Origin of the sequence: Candidatus Cyanaurora vandensis (assembly GCF_013285555.1) — a bacterium.
Lineage (GTDB): Bacteria > Cyanobacteriota > Cyanobacteriia > Gloeobacterales > Anthocerotibacteraceae > Cyanaurora > Cyanaurora vandensis.
On the sequence record NZ_JAAXLT010000056.1, the window covers coordinates 1 to 14,801 of the forward strand.

14 protein-coding genes, 1 tRNA gene, 1 pseudogene and 1 CRISPR repeat array are annotated in these 14,801 nt (G+C 54.8%); of the genes and pseudogenes, 2 read left to right on the plus strand and 14 right to left on the minus strand.

Annotation, left to right across the window (positions count from 1 at the left end; translation table 11 throughout):
- Window positions 1-330: 330 nt before the first annotated feature.
- The 5 genes from HFM78_RS03735 to HFM78_RS03755 form a co-directional block, all read right to left on the minus strand.
- Window positions 331-1,185, minus strand: coding sequence for an NmrA/HSCARG family protein (locus HFM78_RS03735; protein WP_315861874.1), 855 nt, complete (start codon window positions 1,183-1,185; stop codon window positions 331-333).
- An 85-nt stretch (window positions 1,186-1,270) separates the two neighbouring features.
- Window positions 1,271-2,161, minus strand: coding sequence for a bifunctional methylenetetrahydrofolate dehydrogenase/methenyltetrahydrofolate cyclohydrolase FolD (folD, locus tag HFM78_RS03740; RefSeq protein WP_396032781.1), 891 nt, complete (start codon window positions 2,159-2,161; stop codon window positions 1,271-1,273).
- A 2-nt stretch (window positions 2,162-2,163) separates the two neighbouring features.
- The gene (locus HFM78_RS03745; RefSeq protein ID WP_287128081.1) at window positions 2,164-2,973 is read right to left on the minus strand and encodes a PHP domain-containing protein; all 810 of its coding nucleotides are present in this window, start codon (window positions 2,971-2,973) and stop codon (window positions 2,164-2,166) included.
- 195 nt (window positions 2,974-3,168) lie between these two features.
- Window positions 3,169-5,088, minus strand: a complete 1,920-nt coding sequence (gene speA, locus HFM78_RS03750) for a biosynthetic arginine decarboxylase (RefSeq protein WP_287128082.1) — start codon at window positions 5,086-5,088, stop codon at window positions 3,169-3,171.
- Window positions 5,089-5,128: 40 nt separating this feature from the next.
- Window positions 5,129-5,201, minus strand: a tRNA-Phe gene (locus HFM78_RS03755).
- A gap of 133 nt (window positions 5,202-5,334) precedes the next feature.
- On the opposite strand from HFM78_RS03755, the gene HFM78_RS03760 reads away from it, so the two are divergent.
- Window positions 5,335-5,547 (plus strand): DUF6887 family protein, encoded by a 213-nt coding sequence (locus HFM78_RS03760; protein WP_287128083.1) that lies wholly within the window; start codon window positions 5,335-5,337, stop codon window positions 5,545-5,547.
- Window positions 5,548-5,575: 28 nt separating this feature from the next.
- The gene (locus tag HFM78_RS03765; RefSeq protein WP_287128084.1) at window positions 5,576-7,504 is read left to right on the plus strand and encodes a thioredoxin domain-containing protein; all 1,929 of its coding nucleotides are present in this window, start codon (window positions 5,576-5,578) and stop codon (window positions 7,502-7,504) included.
- Here the strand turns inward: HFM78_RS03765 and HFM78_RS03770 are convergent.
- The 9 genes and pseudogenes from HFM78_RS03770 to HFM78_RS16110 all read right to left on the minus strand — a co-directional run.
- Complete coding sequence (locus tag HFM78_RS03770; RefSeq protein ID WP_287128085.1) at window positions 7,464-8,036, minus strand: hypothetical protein; 573 nt, start codon at window positions 8,034-8,036, stop codon at window positions 7,464-7,466. The two genes, HFM78_RS03765 and HFM78_RS03770, sit on opposite strands and share 41 nt — an antisense overlap.
- Window positions 8,033-8,533: a YqeG family HAD IIIA-type phosphatase gene (locus tag HFM78_RS03775; RefSeq protein ID WP_287128086.1), complete on the minus strand. Its 501-nt coding sequence runs from the start codon at window positions 8,531-8,533 to the stop codon at window positions 8,033-8,035. Before HFM78_RS03775 ends, HFM78_RS03770 begins: the two co-directional genes overlap by 4 nt.
- Before the next feature lie 21 nt (window positions 8,534-8,554).
- A complete protein-coding gene (mltG, locus tag HFM78_RS03780; protein ID WP_287128087.1) occupies window positions 8,555-9,583 on the minus strand; it encodes an endolytic transglycosylase MltG in 1,029 nt (342 codons plus the stop codon).
- A complete protein-coding gene (locus HFM78_RS03785) occupies window positions 9,580-9,900 on the minus strand; it encodes a hypothetical protein (protein WP_287128088.1) in 321 nt (106 codons plus the stop codon). The genes mltG and HFM78_RS03785 overlap by 4 nt, the downstream gene beginning before the upstream one ends.
- A complete protein-coding gene (locus HFM78_RS03790; protein WP_287128089.1) occupies window positions 9,875-10,279 on the minus strand; it encodes an anti-sigma factor in 405 nt (134 codons plus the stop codon). The genes HFM78_RS03785 and HFM78_RS03790 overlap by 26 nt, the downstream gene beginning before the upstream one ends.
- An 11-nt stretch (window positions 10,280-10,290) precedes the next feature.
- The gene (locus HFM78_RS03795) at window positions 10,291-10,947 is read right to left on the minus strand and encodes a sigma-70 family RNA polymerase sigma factor (RefSeq protein WP_287128090.1); all 657 of its coding nucleotides are present in this window, start codon (window positions 10,945-10,947) and stop codon (window positions 10,291-10,293) included.
- Window positions 10,948-11,314: 367 nt separating this feature from the next.
- Window positions 11,315-11,755 (minus strand): phage virion morphogenesis protein, encoded by a 441-nt coding sequence (locus HFM78_RS03800; RefSeq protein WP_287128091.1) that lies wholly within the window; start codon window positions 11,753-11,755, stop codon window positions 11,315-11,317.
- Window positions 11,756-11,992: 237 nt separating this feature from the next.
- Window positions 11,993-12,643, minus strand: a complete 651-nt coding sequence (locus HFM78_RS03805) for a hypothetical protein (protein WP_287128092.1) — start codon at window positions 12,641-12,643, stop codon at window positions 11,993-11,995.
- 171 nt (window positions 12,644-12,814) lie between these two features.
- A pseudogene (locus HFM78_RS16110) lies at window positions 12,815-12,925 on the minus strand (hypothetical protein); the annotation flags it as partial.
- 51 nt (window positions 12,926-12,976) lie between these two features.
- A CRISPR array of direct repeats spans window positions 12,977-14,326; the repeat unit is 37 nt; unit sequence GTTTCAATCCCTCAAAGGGATTTTGTCCGGTTGCAAC.
- Window positions 14,327-14,801: the final 475 nt, after the last annotated feature.

Sequence of the window (14,801 nt, forward strand, 5' to 3'; positions counted from 1 at the left end):
CACAATGCAGCCTTGAATATCTTGGCAGCAGGATTAAAAAGTACCCAGGGGCACTGGGAAACGGCAACGCTTAGGGAGAGCATAGCCCCTACGACAGAGGCGCAATCCGATGTTGCAAGCTAACTCGTGGACCAAGAGCTGGGCGGTACCGCCCAGCTATCCCCCGGCTTTAGCCTGGGGGAATGTCAACTCTAATATCTAGGGCAGGCGTAGGCTTTACGCGCTCTTCCTGGGGATAGGTCTGGGTGTAGCACAGTAACGGCAAGGGTCCCAGAAAGTTCCGCCGAGTCTGCTAAGTTTCCCGTGGGGTATCCCCCTGCCCCACTCGGTCTACGCGCTGAGGGTTGGTTTTACCCAGTCGTGGTCGCGCAAATAGGATGCAAAGTCAGTTAGTTCTGGAAAATCGCGTTTCCACGCTGCTAGATCCGCTGTGTAGCCGACGTCTTCAAACCAGCGATACATGATGGTCACCTCCGGGCCAGCTTGTTGCTCGAATGCTTCAAAGGGAATCTGTTGATATGCGACGTGCCTCCCTAACACTCGGCTGAACGCGGCGGCAATTTCTATCATGGTCATACTGACCCCGGCGACTTCCTTGGCGCGGTTCATGAAATCGGCAGGACGCTCGAAAACCTCGGCGACTATTTTGCCGTAATCTTCTTCAGAAAGTTGCAGCAATTTTGTCTCGGGACTCAGTGGCTGGACAAGGGTTCCCTTTTCAATCAGCGGGCGCATCAAGTTGTAATTGAAGAAAAAGAAAACCGGACGCAAAATCGTGTATGGCAAACCACTTGCTCGGATGTATTCTTCAATTTGAAACTTGCTGTCGAAATGTGGAATCCCAGTTTTGCGGTCTGCGGCACCCACCGAACTATAGATGAAATGCTTGATATCTGCCGCTTTCGCTGCATCTGCCAGCATCTTGCCTTCACGGATTTCGGTCTCTAATCCGTCGTTGAAGCTCTGCATCGAAAAAACGCCAGAAACGTCTTCTAGAGCGCAGTCAAGTGAATCACGGTCGTTGAGGTCTCCCTCGACAAGTTCTGCACCCGCTTGTTTGAGTGCTTGGGCGGCAGGCTTATCTTGGTCCCGTACGAAGGCACGAACTATGAAATTTCCGCGTTGTAAAAGATGATGAGCTACTGCACCATCTTGATGTCCAGTTGCGCCAGTAACGAGAATTATGGCAAGGGATAGCCGGGAGTGTAGTAGAACTTGACGCGGCGCACACCAGCGTCAGAAGTGGACGTAGTACATTGAGGGTGGAGATTCAGACTAGGGCAAGTCTCGTTCGGGCTGCGTAGCTAGTGAAGGTGTTGACTAAGAGATAGGTCACCGTCAACGGACCAACCCCACCAGGGACAGGCGTTAACCAACCTGCTACGGCTTGAACACCCTGAAAATCTACATCTCCAATGAGGTAATTTTTACCCGTGCTGTCGGTCGTGCGGTTGATCCCGACATCAACAACCACGGCTCCTGGTTTGACCATCGGTGCCGTGATTAAATTGATCCGTCCCACTGCTGCCACGAGGATATCGGCCCGTCGGGTCAACTCGGCTAGGTCTTGGGTGCGGGAATGGGCGATGGTAACGGTACAGTTTTGTTCGAGCAACAGTAGGGCTAGGGGTTTGCCGACGAGTTTGGAGCGACCAACGACGACAGCGTTCTTCCCGGCTAGGTCTAAGGGGAGGTCGGTGAGGAGTTTCATAACTCCGGCTGGGGTGCAACTGCGGAGACCCGGTTCTCCCCGCATCAACCGACCCAGATTGACCGGATGGAGACCGTCCACATCTTTGTCGGGGTCAATCAGGTTGAGTAGGAGGTCTTCGTCTAGATGGGCGGGTAGGGGCAACTGCAATAAAATCCCGTCCACGTGGGAATTTTGATTCAACGTCGCAATTAAATCCGCTAGTTCACTTTGAGAGACTGTAGCAGCTAGATGGTGGGGGAAGGAGACGATACCCACGCGCTGACTAGCTTTTTCTTTGCCCCGGACATAGGCGACGCTGGCGGGGTTTTCACCAACCAGGATGACCGCGAGACCGGGGGGGCGGCCTTGAATTTGGCGGACACGCTCGGCAAGCTGGTCTTGGACTTGCTGGGCGATGGCTTTGCCATCGAGGATGTGGGCAGACACAGGGGCAACAGAGAGGTTAATGGTCAGTTTAACGCGGCGCGTTGTTTCAAGTTAGCCAATAGGTCCAGGGATAGGTTGAGCATATTGAGTTGGATGGCGTGGGCTTCGCCTTGGTGGGTGCCGTGGTAGTCGCTACCGCCGGTTAGGACAAGGCTATGACGGCGGGCTAGTTGGCAGAGACGTTCGCGCTGACTGTGGCTGATCTCAGGACGGTAGACCTCCAAACCCTGTAGACCCGCTTGGACAAGTTCATTTAGGACTTGCTCGGTGGGTCCGCCGCGAAATAATAATGGATGTGCCCAGACGGGGACGGCTCCACAATCGCGCAGGAGCTTGACCCCCGCAGGCGCACTGAGGGGAGCGTAGGGTTCGTAGGCTGGGCGGTCTTCGCGGAGGTAGCGGTCAAAGGCGGCTTGGCTCGTGGCGACGTAGCCAGCGGCGACGAGGGCACGGGCGATGTGGGGGCGACCGGGGTTGGCGATGGGCGGCAAGGTAATATGAACCCCCAATTGGGCGAGTTTCGCCACCATCCGCTCGGTACGCTCTTGGCGAGACTCCTGACGGGCCGTCAAACTCGCATCCAATTGTCCGGGGTTGGGATAGTAACCCAGAATATGTAAGGAATGGCCCTGGTGGGTGGTGCTGAGTTCGAGTCCCGGCACGATCTCCAGGCCAAAAAGGATGGCAGCCTGGGTTGCCTCAACTACGCCCAGCATGGTGTCATGGTCGGTCAGGGCCAAGGCTTTGACCCCCGCTCGCGCACTGGCCTGGACTAACTGAGTGGGCGTGAGGACCCCATCGGAACATGTGCTATGGCTGTGCAGTTCGATCATGGTAGACAGTGAGAGAGGCTTCTAGGGTAACTTTTATCGGCTCTTGTCAGGTGCGTAAGATTGGGTGGGTTCAATCAAGGAAACTGTGATAAAAGATATTGTGAGTTGGCTAAGCGTCATTAACTGACTTGCATCACCCAGCAGACCTTAACTTACATTTACAAGCATGATGCGTCTTGATGGTCGTCCTGCCAACTAAGTTGAAACTAACGCTTCCTCCGAGGTGTGTAGGTAGGTGTAACCGCTCAGACTATTCTCGAAATGGCGTATCAAGAGACGCGCTTGAGCAAAGGTCAGCCGTTTTTGTTGGAGAGCGAGTTCCGTGTCAAGCCGGATACTCTCCATCAGGGCCTCTGGGTCGTATTGGACGTAGCGCAATACCTCAGTCATCGTATCGCCCTTGACCACGTGCTCAATGCGATAGCCGTAATCAGTCAGGTGAATGTGAATCGTGTTGGTATCGCCAAAGAGATTATGCAGATCACCTAGAATCTCTTGGTAGGCCCCGTTAAGGAATATCCCCAAATAATAGGGTTGGTCTGCCATCAAGGGGTGCAACTCTAGAACGTGTTTCACATCCTTGAGGTCAATAAAACGGTCAATTTTGCCGTCGCTATCACAGGTGAGATCCGCTAAAGTCCCCCGTGCCGTCGGCTCCTCGTTGAGGCGATGGATCGGCATAATCGGGAAGAGTTGGTCAATCGCCCAACTGTCTGGGGTGGACTGGAACACTGAGAAATTGCAATAGTAAGTTGCCGCTAAGTCCTTCTCTAGGTCCGACAGTTCCTCGGGCACATAATCGTCTTCCCGCATCAACTGTTGGATACGCTGACAGCAAGCCCAAAAAAGCCCTTCTACCCGCGCCCGTTCCCGTAGGCTCAAGTAGCCTAAGCTAAATAAGTTGAGCGCGTCTTCTTTGAATTGGGCGGCGTCGTTATAGGCTTCCTGGACGTTGTCGGCAGTGATCTGCTGGTAGGTCTCAAAGAGGTTACGGATAATCATATGTTCTTGATGTTCCGCCGCCACGGGTAGACCGCCCTCCGCTGAACTACTCACCCCCAACACATCGAAGACCAAAACCGATTGATGTGAAGCAATCGCCCGTCCGCTCTCACTGATAATCGTCGGAACCGGGATAGCTTTGGCCTGACAAATGTTCTGAATCCCCGCCACCACGTCGTAGGCATATTCTTGCATGTTGTAGTTCTTGGAGGCCGGGAAGTTGGTTTTAGAACCGTCATAATCTACCCCCAGACCGCCGCCTACATCCAAGTAGCGCATATTCGCCCCTAGAGCCGCCAACTCGCCGTAGAATTGCGCCGCCTCACGCACGGCGTTCTTAATCACGCTAATCGCTTGAATCTGAGAACCAATGTGAAAATGTAACAACTGGAGCGAACCGAGTAAATCAGCAGCCTTGAGCCCCTCGACGACCTGGATAATCTGGGAGGCCGACAGCCCAAACTTGGCCCGGTCCCCCGCCGAATCTCCCCAACGACCCACGCCCTTAGTCGTCAACTTCGCCCGCACGCCCAACAGCGGTTGGATGCCTAGTTTTTTCGCTGCATCTAGGACCAGGGTTAATTCGTGAATCCGCTCTAGGACGATAATCGGAGTTTGGCCCAGTCGTTGTGCTAGTAGTGCCGTCTCGACATATTCACTATCTTTGTAGCCATTGCAGATAATCAGCGCACCGGGCGTCTTGAGGGTCGCCAGCGCAATTAATAATTCGGGTTTAGAGCCAGCCTCCAGTCCAAATTGGTAGGGCTGACCATATTCCACAATCTCCTCAACCACATGCCGTTGCTGGTTCACCTTGACCGGGAACACGCCCCGGTAGGAGCCAGCGTATTTATATTCTTGGATCGCAACTTGGAAACACTGGTTGAGATATTGAATGCGGTTCGCCAGGATATCACTGAAGCGCAACAGTAGGGGCAAAGGCAGACCCCGCTGCTGGATGTCCTGGACTAAGGAGAACAGGTCAATCGTGCCCGCCCGTCCCGCTTGGGGCGAAACCTGGACATGTCCGTTGTCACCAATACTGAAATAAGGCGCGCCCCAACCTTCAATCTGGTACAGTTCGGCACTGTCCTCAACGGTCCAATCGGTCATTGTCACCCTGCCTTAATGGACAAGCCTTGACCTGAAAATTTGCCAGGAGCCGGACTTGAACCGGCGACACGAGGATTTTCAGTCCTCTGCTCTACCAACTGAGCTATCCCGGCAATCGGTACGCCTTATCTATCCAACAGAATTTAACTCCCGATGTCAAGGGCTATGGGTCTGACTCACGAGTAGGGCGGGATACGAGCTGAATTCTAGCTGGGGCTACACTGGAGTTTCTAATCAAGCCTGATGGTGAAGCCAAAGACCCCAATCAGCCGGAGGAGCAATGAACCAGCCTGTATGACGCGCCAAGAGCTACGGACCTATGTCTTAGCTCATCATGAGGATGAGCAGGCATTTCAAGTTTACATGGGCATCCTTGATACTCTTCCCGGCAAGATCTTTGGACCTGGGGATATGGCTGCCTTTGAGCAGCATCTAATTGCCCGCATTGCTCAGGAATAACAAGCTAATCACCCTGGTGAGTCGCACCGTGACCAACCGTCTCAGTAACGAAAAATCTCTGTACTTGCGTAAACACGCCCACAACCCGGTGGACTGGTGGCCCTGGCATAGTGAGGCTCTGCAATTGGCGCGGGAACTTGACCGTCCGATTTTCCTGTCCGTGGGGTATAGCAGTTGCCATTGGTGCACGGTCATGGAACAAGAAGCCTTCTCGGACCTGACCATTGCCCGTTATCTCAATGACCATTACATCGCAATTAAAGTAGACCGCGAGGAACGCCCGGACCTCGACAGTCTCTATATGCAGGCCCTCCAACTGATTCAAGAACAGGGCGGCTGGCCTTTGAATATCTTTTTGGACCCCGGCGACTTGGTACCGTTTTATGGGGGGACGTACTTCCCAGTGGAGCCGAGGTATGGACGACCGGGCTTTTTGCGGGTGTTGGAATTTTTGTATGACTATTACAAACAGAAAAAAACTGACCTCCAGGACCGCAAACTCCGTCTCATGGATACCCTGAGTGCCGTGACGCGCCTAGGCGTAGGTCAAAAAATCAATCCCGGTTGGGTCACGCAAGCCATCCCACAAATTAGTTCTCTCCTCGCAGGTGGGCCGGGTCCGTCCTTCCCGATGTTGCCCCATGCGGATTTTTTGCTCCGGTTGAGTCGTTTGGGAGACCCAGGCCAGACCAGAACGCTAGAGCGGGGGTTGAATTTAGCTCTGGGGGGAATTTTTGACCAAGTGGGCGGCGGGTTCCATCGCTATACCGTGGACCCGACTTGGACCGTGCCCCACTTTGAGAAAATGCTCTCCGACAACGGGCAAATCCTGGAATACCTCGCCCACCTCTGGAGTCAGGGCCACCAGGAACCCAGTTTCCGCTGGGCCATTGCGCGGACCGTGGCTTGGCTCAAACGGGAGATGACTGCGCCTCAGGGTTACTTCTATGCCAGTCAGGACGCAGACTCCGAGGGGGAGGAGGGCAAATTTTATGTCTGGACGCTCGCCGAACTCCAGGACACGAGCTTAGAAACCGCCTTCACTGTGACCGCCCAGGGTAATTTCGAGCATGGTACCAACGTCCTGCAACGAAAATATGCCGGTCCCCTCACCCCGGAAATCGAGACTGCCCTAGACCAGCTACTTGTCCGCCGCCAACAACGCATTCCCCCCGCCACCGACCCCAAGCTGATCCTGGCCTGGAACAGTCTACAAATCAGTGGCCTCTGTCGGGCGAGTTTGGCGTTGGGGGAGCCGGAGTATCTGACGCTGGCTCTCACCTGTGCCCAATTTATCCACGACTACCAGCATGTCAACGGTCAGTGGTACCGGGTAAATTACAACGGGACCCCAGCCGTCCGGGCCACGGCTGAGGACTACAGTTTGTGGGTGAAGGCCCAACTAGACCTGTTTGAAGCTACGCAGGACCCGCTGTGGCTTGACCGTGCCCGTGCCGTTCAACAACAAATGGACCTACTCTGGGACCCGACGGGAGGCGGTTACTTTAGCTCTAGCGCACCAGCCCAGGAGCTCATCCTGCGTGAAAAAGATACCCAGGACAACAGCACCCCCGCCGCCAACGGGATCGCCGCCCAGAATCTCCTGCGCCTCTTCGCCCTCACCGACGACCCCCGCTACCTCAAGCAGGCCGAACAGACCCTCCTCGCCGTGGCCCAACTCCTCGAACACGCCCCGCGCGCCTGCCCGTCGCTGCTCGCCGCTGTGGACCTCTATGGCAATTTGAGCCTAGTCCAGACCTTCACCGACCAACCGGAATTACTGCAACAACTCCAGCAGGAATACCATCCCACCGTCGTCTTCCGGGCCATCCCCCGCCCCGAGGACAGTGCAACCGCCCTTGCCCTAGTCTGCAAGGGCACGACCTGTCTCACCCCCGCCACAACCTTGACGGAACTCAGGGCACAACTTGCTGAAGTGACTGGGCGGACGCGCTAGGCTCCTGGAGTCGGTACCATTTCCCCTCGTGGCAATACTGGACTTGGGTGGTTTGACCGATGAGGACCTGACGGAGACCCTGGTAAGCAATGGGTGAGGGGATCAAGTTGCCATAGCGTCGGTTCAAGCGGTCAACAGCAGCGGGTTCCACCAGTTCTAACCGCTGGGTGTAGCCGAATTTATTATCCGGCAGGGATTTGACTAAATTTTCGTTGCTGGTCAATTCCAGTTCACTCGAGCAACGGCGAGGACCGCCCCAGGCGACCCGGATCGCGGAGCGGCCCCCCTGAGAACAGATAATCGCCCAATCACGCTGACCCGCCTGGGCAAATTCACCCTTGAGGACATTGTGGGGCTGGGGGGTATCGAAGGCTTGGGGTACGGTACAGTCGCTGAGCGTGGTCCGGGCGGCGGCGGGCAGGTTTGTGAAAGTGGCTAAACCTAGCTCGGGTAGAGCGGGGGCAGGCGCGGGCTGGGGACTAGGTGCGTTGGTACAGCCGACCAAGAGTAGGGCGAGGAGCCATAACCTCATGAGAGCGGACGGACCAAGAACCGTTCGATGCGCCTGAGGAATCCCCCTTGCCAAAAGACCGTGGAGTTACCGGGGGGTTTAACCAGGACCGTGACCATCCCCAAACGGTTGCCCACCAAGACATCCGTAAATAGCCGGTCCCCGATAATCGCCACTTGTTGGGGTGGCAAGTCCATCTCAGTCAAGACCCGCAACAGAGCCCGCCGCGAAGGTTTATTCGCCGAGGTAATTGTCTGTAATCCCAACACCTGACCCATCGCCTCCAGGAATTTACGGTTGGGATTATTGCTGACAATCCAGACCTTAAACAAGCCCTTACTCTGCTCGACCCACTGGACCACCGCTGGGTCCACTATCAAGGCTCCGAGGGGTAGAAGTGTATCATCGAAATCTAGGATCAAGCCCTTGACCCCGCGTTTGGTCAGGGCCTCTAGGTCCAAATCCACCACCGAACCCTGACAACTGATGGTGGGGGTCAAGAATTGTTGATACTTCATCCCAGTACAGGTAACGTGCCTCTAAGGTAGTCCAATCCGGGGAAGTTGGCGACGCTGCTTGCGGACGATTTGTTTAGCTTGCTCGTGTTCCTGTTCTGTCCGACTAAAGATGTGGGTGCCATCGTAACGGGCCATAAAGTACAGATAATCTGTCTCCAGAGGGCGGGCCGCACTCTCCAGACTGGCCTTACCAGGAGCGGCAATCGGGGCTGGCGGCAGTCCCGTTACAACGTAAGTATTGTAGGGCGAGTATTGGCGTACTTGTTTGAAGGTCAAGGGGCGGTCGGGGGTCTGTTGTAGTCCAAAGGCATACTCCACCGTCGGGTCGGCCCCCAGGGGAATCTTTTTTTGTAGACGCGACCAAAAGACCCCAGCAATGAGGGGGCGTTCCTGAGGAACCACAGCTTCGCGCTCGACAATACTGGCCAGCGTCACCCAGGCGACAAGGGCTTGGGTCTGACTGGGGGGGGCCAAGGGTAAAGCCACCCGCTCGAAACGCTCAAGCATCTGGTCTACCACGTGCCGCGCTGTAACTTGGTCTAGAGCAAGTTGGTAGGTATCGGGGTACAAAAAACCTTCTAACAGGGGCAATTCTGCTGGCAGCCAGGGGACTTGTACCCGGTCCTTTCCCTTGACCAACCGCCAGAAATCGGCCTCCACGAAGAACTGTTGTTGAGCAAAGTAGCGGCTCATCTGCTTGAGGTTCCAGCCCTCGGGAATGGTGAACCGCACCTGGACTACCCGCCCCCGCGCTACTTGTTCGGCAATTTGGGGTAGACCCTGGCTCGGGTCTAGGTCGTAGGTCCCCGCCTGTAACTGATTCTGCCAGCCCTTGAGGAGGAGATAAGCCCGCCAACTCCAGATGGAACGGATTACTTTTGCTTGCACTAACTCATCCCCAATCGCGCTACTCCCGGACCCCGGTTGGATCTTGAGGCGCACCACGGACCCGCCCACGGGTGCCAGACTCTGTTGCCAAGCCGACCAGCCGCCCAATCCCAGGGTCAGAATGAGTAGACCCGCCAATAAAATGCCCTGAAGACGGCTCATGGTGTACAGGCTTCCGGTTCGCGGTGGCGGCGCGTGAGCAGTAGCCATTCGACTGCCGTGGTATCCCGTTGTTGGCGCAACCTGGAGAGGTCCTGTTGGATCGAGCGGATCACATCGTCGGGGGTATTGATATTCTTCAGTCGGATTTTGAGGATAATCTGGGTCCGGTTAATTTTTTCGTTGATGCTATTGACCTGCTCGGTGAAACGGCGGTCAATCTCAAACCGGCACTCTTGAGCCAAACTTGGCAGGGTCAACCCCCCCCACAGGAGCCAAACCAACAACAGTAAATTACCTCGGTGACACCGCCACTTCATCGTTAAACAAAACCAAATTGGGGTCCAGGGGAGCTTGATCCTCCAGGATGTACTGACTAATTTGGAAGGTCGGTGCGGGTGGTTGGGCCAGGGGCACAGGGATCAAGACTACCCCCACTGCCACCGCCACTGTCACCCCGCCCATCATCCCCCAAGTCATGACGATACGTCGCTGGGCGTAGTCCATTAGACGCTCGGGGTCCAGGGGTGTTCCTGGGAGGGGGCTGGTCTGGCGTACTTGTCCATAGAGATGGCTCAAATGACGATAATACTGTCGGGCTTCTGGGTCCGCAGCGAGCCACTGCTCTACTTCTTGGGCCTCTTGGGGACTGAGTTCACCATCTAGGTAAGCACTGATTTTTTCGTCACGGTGCATCATGATTGAATCCGTCAGTTATTGAGATAAGGACTGAGTTCTTCCTGGAGACGACGACGGGCGCGGGCAATCCGGGATTTGACGGTCCCTGTCGAGATGTTGAGACATTCGGCAATCTCTTCGTAACTCAGCCCTTCTAGCTCTCTGAGCACAATGGTGGTCCGAAAGACTTCGGGCAGGTCAGCGATGGCGCGGTGAAGCTTCTCGTAAAATTCTGTCGCCGCCAGAACCTCGGAGGGTCCCTGGTCTAGGGCGGGTAGGTCCCAATCTACGCTGCCTTCCTCGGTGGTAATCGGGGCATCGAGGGAGAGGGCGGGGCGTTGTCGCTTGCGTTTGCGTAGTTCGTCGTAGAACAAATTGGTGGTAATCCGGCTCAACCAGCCCCGGAATTTCTGGGTTTCCTGGAGCCGTTTAATCGAACGGTACACCCGGAGCCATACTTCTTGCGATAAGTCAGAGCGGTCGGTCCATTCGGGGGCTAGATGAAAGAGAAGACGGTCTACATATACTTGGTGGCGGCGCAATAGTTCGGAAAAAGTGGCCCGGTCGGGCTGTAGCCCGCGCTGACAACGCTCCACCAACTCCTGTACGGACATTTGTTGGGGGGGTGTGGCAGGTCGTAGGACGTTGGGGAACCACTGCACTTGGGGCAATGAGTTATCGAAGGCCATGGTGGTACCGTACCTTGTATTCCCAGTATGACGCTCGGTATCGAGAAATAGGTCCGCATTGACTTGGGAAATTTTGCTAAGCCAGTCTAGGGAGGGTCCCTTCCTGCTTTAATCCCTAAAAGGGATTTTGTGCGGTTGCAACGCAGGCAAGGCTCCCGCTTGACGCGACATTAACTACAGGTTGGCTGGACATGGACTATCCTCTGCACCTGCCCAGCTTCCCGGCAAAGTCGAAACTCACACAGGGGAAACTTTGACGCAAAAACTTTTCGCCCCAACAAAAAGCCTACAGACCGTCCTGGAGGCTGGGGGATTGAATACTCGCACAAGCAATTCAAACGCCAGTTAAATGGCTTGTAAACGGCAATCAACGCACGTCTAGATAGTCCCCAATCAGGTCCTCTAGTTCCGAAGCATCATCATCATTGATGCCCAAGAAAGGACGTGCCGGGATATTGCGGTCCGGGTCCCCGAACTGGTGGGTCGGACCATATATAAGGTTGGTCCCTACTTCTAGCTGGTCGTCACTCGCCTCATAGGTAATGGAGTCACGCAGAATGCTGTTCTGTTGCAAGATTTTGGGGTTCTTGTTGCGACGGGCTTTCCTTTGCGCCGTGGCTGAATTTAGGGGCTGCCACGGCTCACCATCTGGCCCAGTCTCCCGGTCAAAGCGGTCGCGGGTAGTCAAGACCATGTACTCCCCGAAGTCATTAAAGACGGGCTTGAGGCTCCCGGCGGCGTCAGCTAGTTGCTTGAGCTTGCGCTGGAGTGCATCGCCGCCGGTGATAGTGATACGGATGGAAGCCAAGGCTAGCTGACTCCCTGTTTCACCGGGACTGGGTAGGGCTCAAACTGAATACCGTTATCGCCAGGGTAGGGCTGGCGGTGGTCATTCTCCCCGAGCCAGATTGCCAGCGGGATACCCTGCGTAAACGCTTTACAGATGCGTGAGCCTACACTGACGTCCCAGTGGTTACAGTACGTACAAATTCGGCTGAAGGAGGGTATCCGCTCTTCCGAGTCAATTTCATAAATTTGAGGGATTTTAGATTCCATCGAATTTCTCCCGTCGATACGTAACTTTAAGTACTGGGCTTAGCCTTGACCAGAGCAGGTGTAAACCAAGTAAATTAGCCTCCTCTAGTGTAATCTCTCCAGAATTCATTTGATTGCGAAGCTGTTGACCTATTTCAGATTTCATTGCTTCGATTCTGCCCTTGATTATAAAGTAAGTACTTATTGGGTTTTCCGGTAAATCCATGCTGTAGTCATACCCTGCACCAGTAGCGCGGATTTGAGCTAAACCACTAGCCAAAAGTAAATCAACATCCTGCTCGGAGAGTGAGCGACCACTCGGGTGGTTATGAGTCAGGATTTTTCCTGTTAACAGGTCTAATTCGGCTTGAGTGAAAGTAATCCGGTCATTTTGGCCCTCCTTCTCAAGCAAAACATTCCCTTGCTCATCCAACACATAGGCTAGCTCTGGCAGCCTTGGGTCACGCCGACGCAACTCTTGCTCTTTGGCTGCTAGTATTTGTGCCAATCCAGGCTTTTGAGGGTTCATGCTGGGCAAAGTAGTAGCAACTGATTGTCGCAGCTCCACAGGCAACCGCCCCAGCATCGTCTGGACAATACCCTCACGGCCCTGACTCGCTCCCGGCTTGTAGTCAAACCCTGGGTCAATGCCCTTGGGCACCTGCCGCGTCTCCCCGGTGTAGCGGTCAACGTGCGTAAAGGTCCCATCCTTAGGCGTGGGGTCTATCGCTGCCTTGCCCTGGCGTTGGAGGTCCCGCTCATTGAGGGCATACACCCGGCACTTACACCCCCACCCATTCATCGGCGTATGGCTATCCCACCAAGGATCGTCTGCTGCCAGCACCAGCCCATCCCAACTCAAGTGCAAGGGCCGGGGCCTGCGACTATCCCCATGCCGATACAGCCGATAGGGTCTGCGTTTAAGCATCTCTGGGCTGTCCATCTGCTGGGTCCGGCCCGCGCTATACGCCTGCCTAAAGTTCGTCTCGTAGATGTTTCAATCCCTCAAAGGGATTTTGTCCGGTTGCAACCCTCCATCGAGCCGTATTTGGTCCAAGCGGAGAACGTTTCAATCCCTCAAAGGGATTTTGTCCGGTTGCAACGTCACGGGGCGGCGGGGGCGAAGACTGGCTGGATGTTTCAATCCCTCAAAGGGATTTTGTCCGGTTGCAACGACCCCCAAGCTATCCAGGCTCTCCGCGAACTCGAGTTTCAATCCCTCAAAGGGATTTTGTCCGGTTGCAACAGGTTGCGGACCTTATCCAGGCCTACGGGCCGATTAAAGTTTCAATCCCTCAAAGGGATTTTGTCCGGTTGCAACGGAGCAGCGGAATGGTTAACATCCCTGCCAATCACAGGTTTCAATCCCTCAAAGGGATTTTGTCCGGTTGCAACCGCTGCCCTGTTGTTGCCCACCCTCCGCAAGAATTTGTTTCAATCCCTCAAAGGGATTTTGTCCGGTTGCAACCCAAGGCGGGTTTGAGTTTGGGATCAATTTCCAGGTTTCAATCCCTCAAAGGGATTTTGTCCGGTTGCAACCCCTGAGGGCGATTCCCCTCCGTTACTCAGCCCCTCAGTTTCAATCCCTCAAAGGGATTTTGTCCGGTTGCAACTTCTCGGTGCGGTCGTCCTGGCCCCGACAACTAGTCGTTTCAATCCCTCAAAGGGATTTTGTCCGGTTGCAACCACGGGGGTTGCCTGATGTTTAGTTTGATTCGCGTAAGTTTCAATCCCTCAAAGGGATTTTGTCCGGTTGCAACAACCCTAGCCGCAGACTTTCTGGTCGGGATGGGGTTTGTTTCAATCCCTCAAAGGGATTTTGTCCGGTTGCAACCCCCGGTCGCAGCTCCCGTGGCAGAGGGGTCCGGTGACGGTTTCAATCCCTCAAAGGGATTTTGTCCGGTTGCAACGGATGGAGTTTTCGTACTTGAACAGGGGAGTAAGGTTTCAATCCCTCAAAGGGATTTTGTCCGGTTGCAACATCCGCCTTGCCGTGGACTTGCTCCTACACCAAGCTGTTTCAATCCCTCAAAGGGATTTTGTCCGGTTGCAACCAACCAATCCGTGGATGTGGTGGCCCAACTCAAGGTTTCAATCCCTCAAAGGGATTTTGTCCGGTTGCAACGTAAACGTTGGGTGCGGCTTGGCTTGGACCACCGGTTTCAATCCCTCAAAGGGATTTTGTCCGGTTGCAACAGAAAGTCGCTAAATTGCAATATTGCTCTAGCCAACTCGTTTCAATCCCTCAAAGGGATTTTGTCCGGTTGCAACGGGACCCAAGCTGGGCCTAACCCCCAGGATGGGGTTGTTTCAATCCCTCAAAGGGATTTTGTCCGGTTGCAACCGTGGGTTCTGAAAGGCTTACTGTATGCGGTTTTCAAGGTGGGCTTGCGCGAATCATAGCATGACGGGGCGTTTCGGGGATTGGGGGGGAGCGTTTTGCGAGAAAACTGATCGCTGAAACGCCCTCTGGATGACGGTTTCAGGAGTTGCGCGAACCTATTTTTGAGTGAAGGAGGTTCAAAGGCTTGTGGGGGGCGAGTTCTGGGGATTTTTGGGGAGAGGATGATTTCCACAGCTACCTGTTCGCGCTGAGGGGAGGCATTGCTTGCAGTGGGGGGCCTAGTCGGGAGGGTTGGTGAGAGTAGGGCGGTGCTTTGAGATTTTTTCATCATCCTCAGAAGCTCGTCATTGATCTGCGGAAGTTCTCAGTTGAACTTATATAGCAATCCGAGTTGAATTATAAAATCTCAGTAGCTCGCTAACAGCCGCCCCTCCGCCCCGTACCCTGACGGGCACAGGTAAACGGGGGACCAAGG

Bases quoted from the DNA above. Each gene is read 5' to 3' on its own strand.
- HFM78_RS03745 (WP_287128081.1), bottom strand. From the start codon at position 2,973: ATGATCGAACTGCACAGCCATAGCACATGTTCCGATGGGGTCCTCACG.
- speA (WP_287128082.1), bottom strand. From the start codon at position 5,088: ATGACCGATTGGACCGTTGAGGACAGTGCCGAACTGTACCAGATTGAA.
- HFM78_RS03770 (WP_287128085.1), bottom strand. From the start codon at position 8,036: ATGAGGTTATGGCTCCTCGCCCTACTCTTGGTCGGCTGTACCAACGCA.
- HFM78_RS03775 (WP_287128086.1), bottom strand. From the start codon at position 8,533: ATGAAGTATCAACAATTCTTGACCCCCACCATCAGTTGTCAGGGTTCG.
- mltG (WP_287128087.1), bottom strand. From the start codon at position 9,583: ATGAGCCGTCTTCAGGGCATTTTATTGGCGGGTCTACTCATTCTGACC.
- HFM78_RS03785 (WP_287128088.1), bottom strand. From the start codon at position 9,900: ATGAAGTGGCGGTGTCACCGAGGTAATTTACTGTTGTTGGTTTGGCTC.
- HFM78_RS03790 (WP_287128089.1), bottom strand. From the start codon at position 10,279: ATGATGCACCGTGACGAAAAAATCAGTGCTTACCTAGATGGTGAACTC.
- HFM78_RS03795 (WP_287128090.1), bottom strand. From the start codon at position 10,947: ATGGCCTTCGATAACTCATTGCCCCAAGTGCAGTGGTTCCCCAACGTC.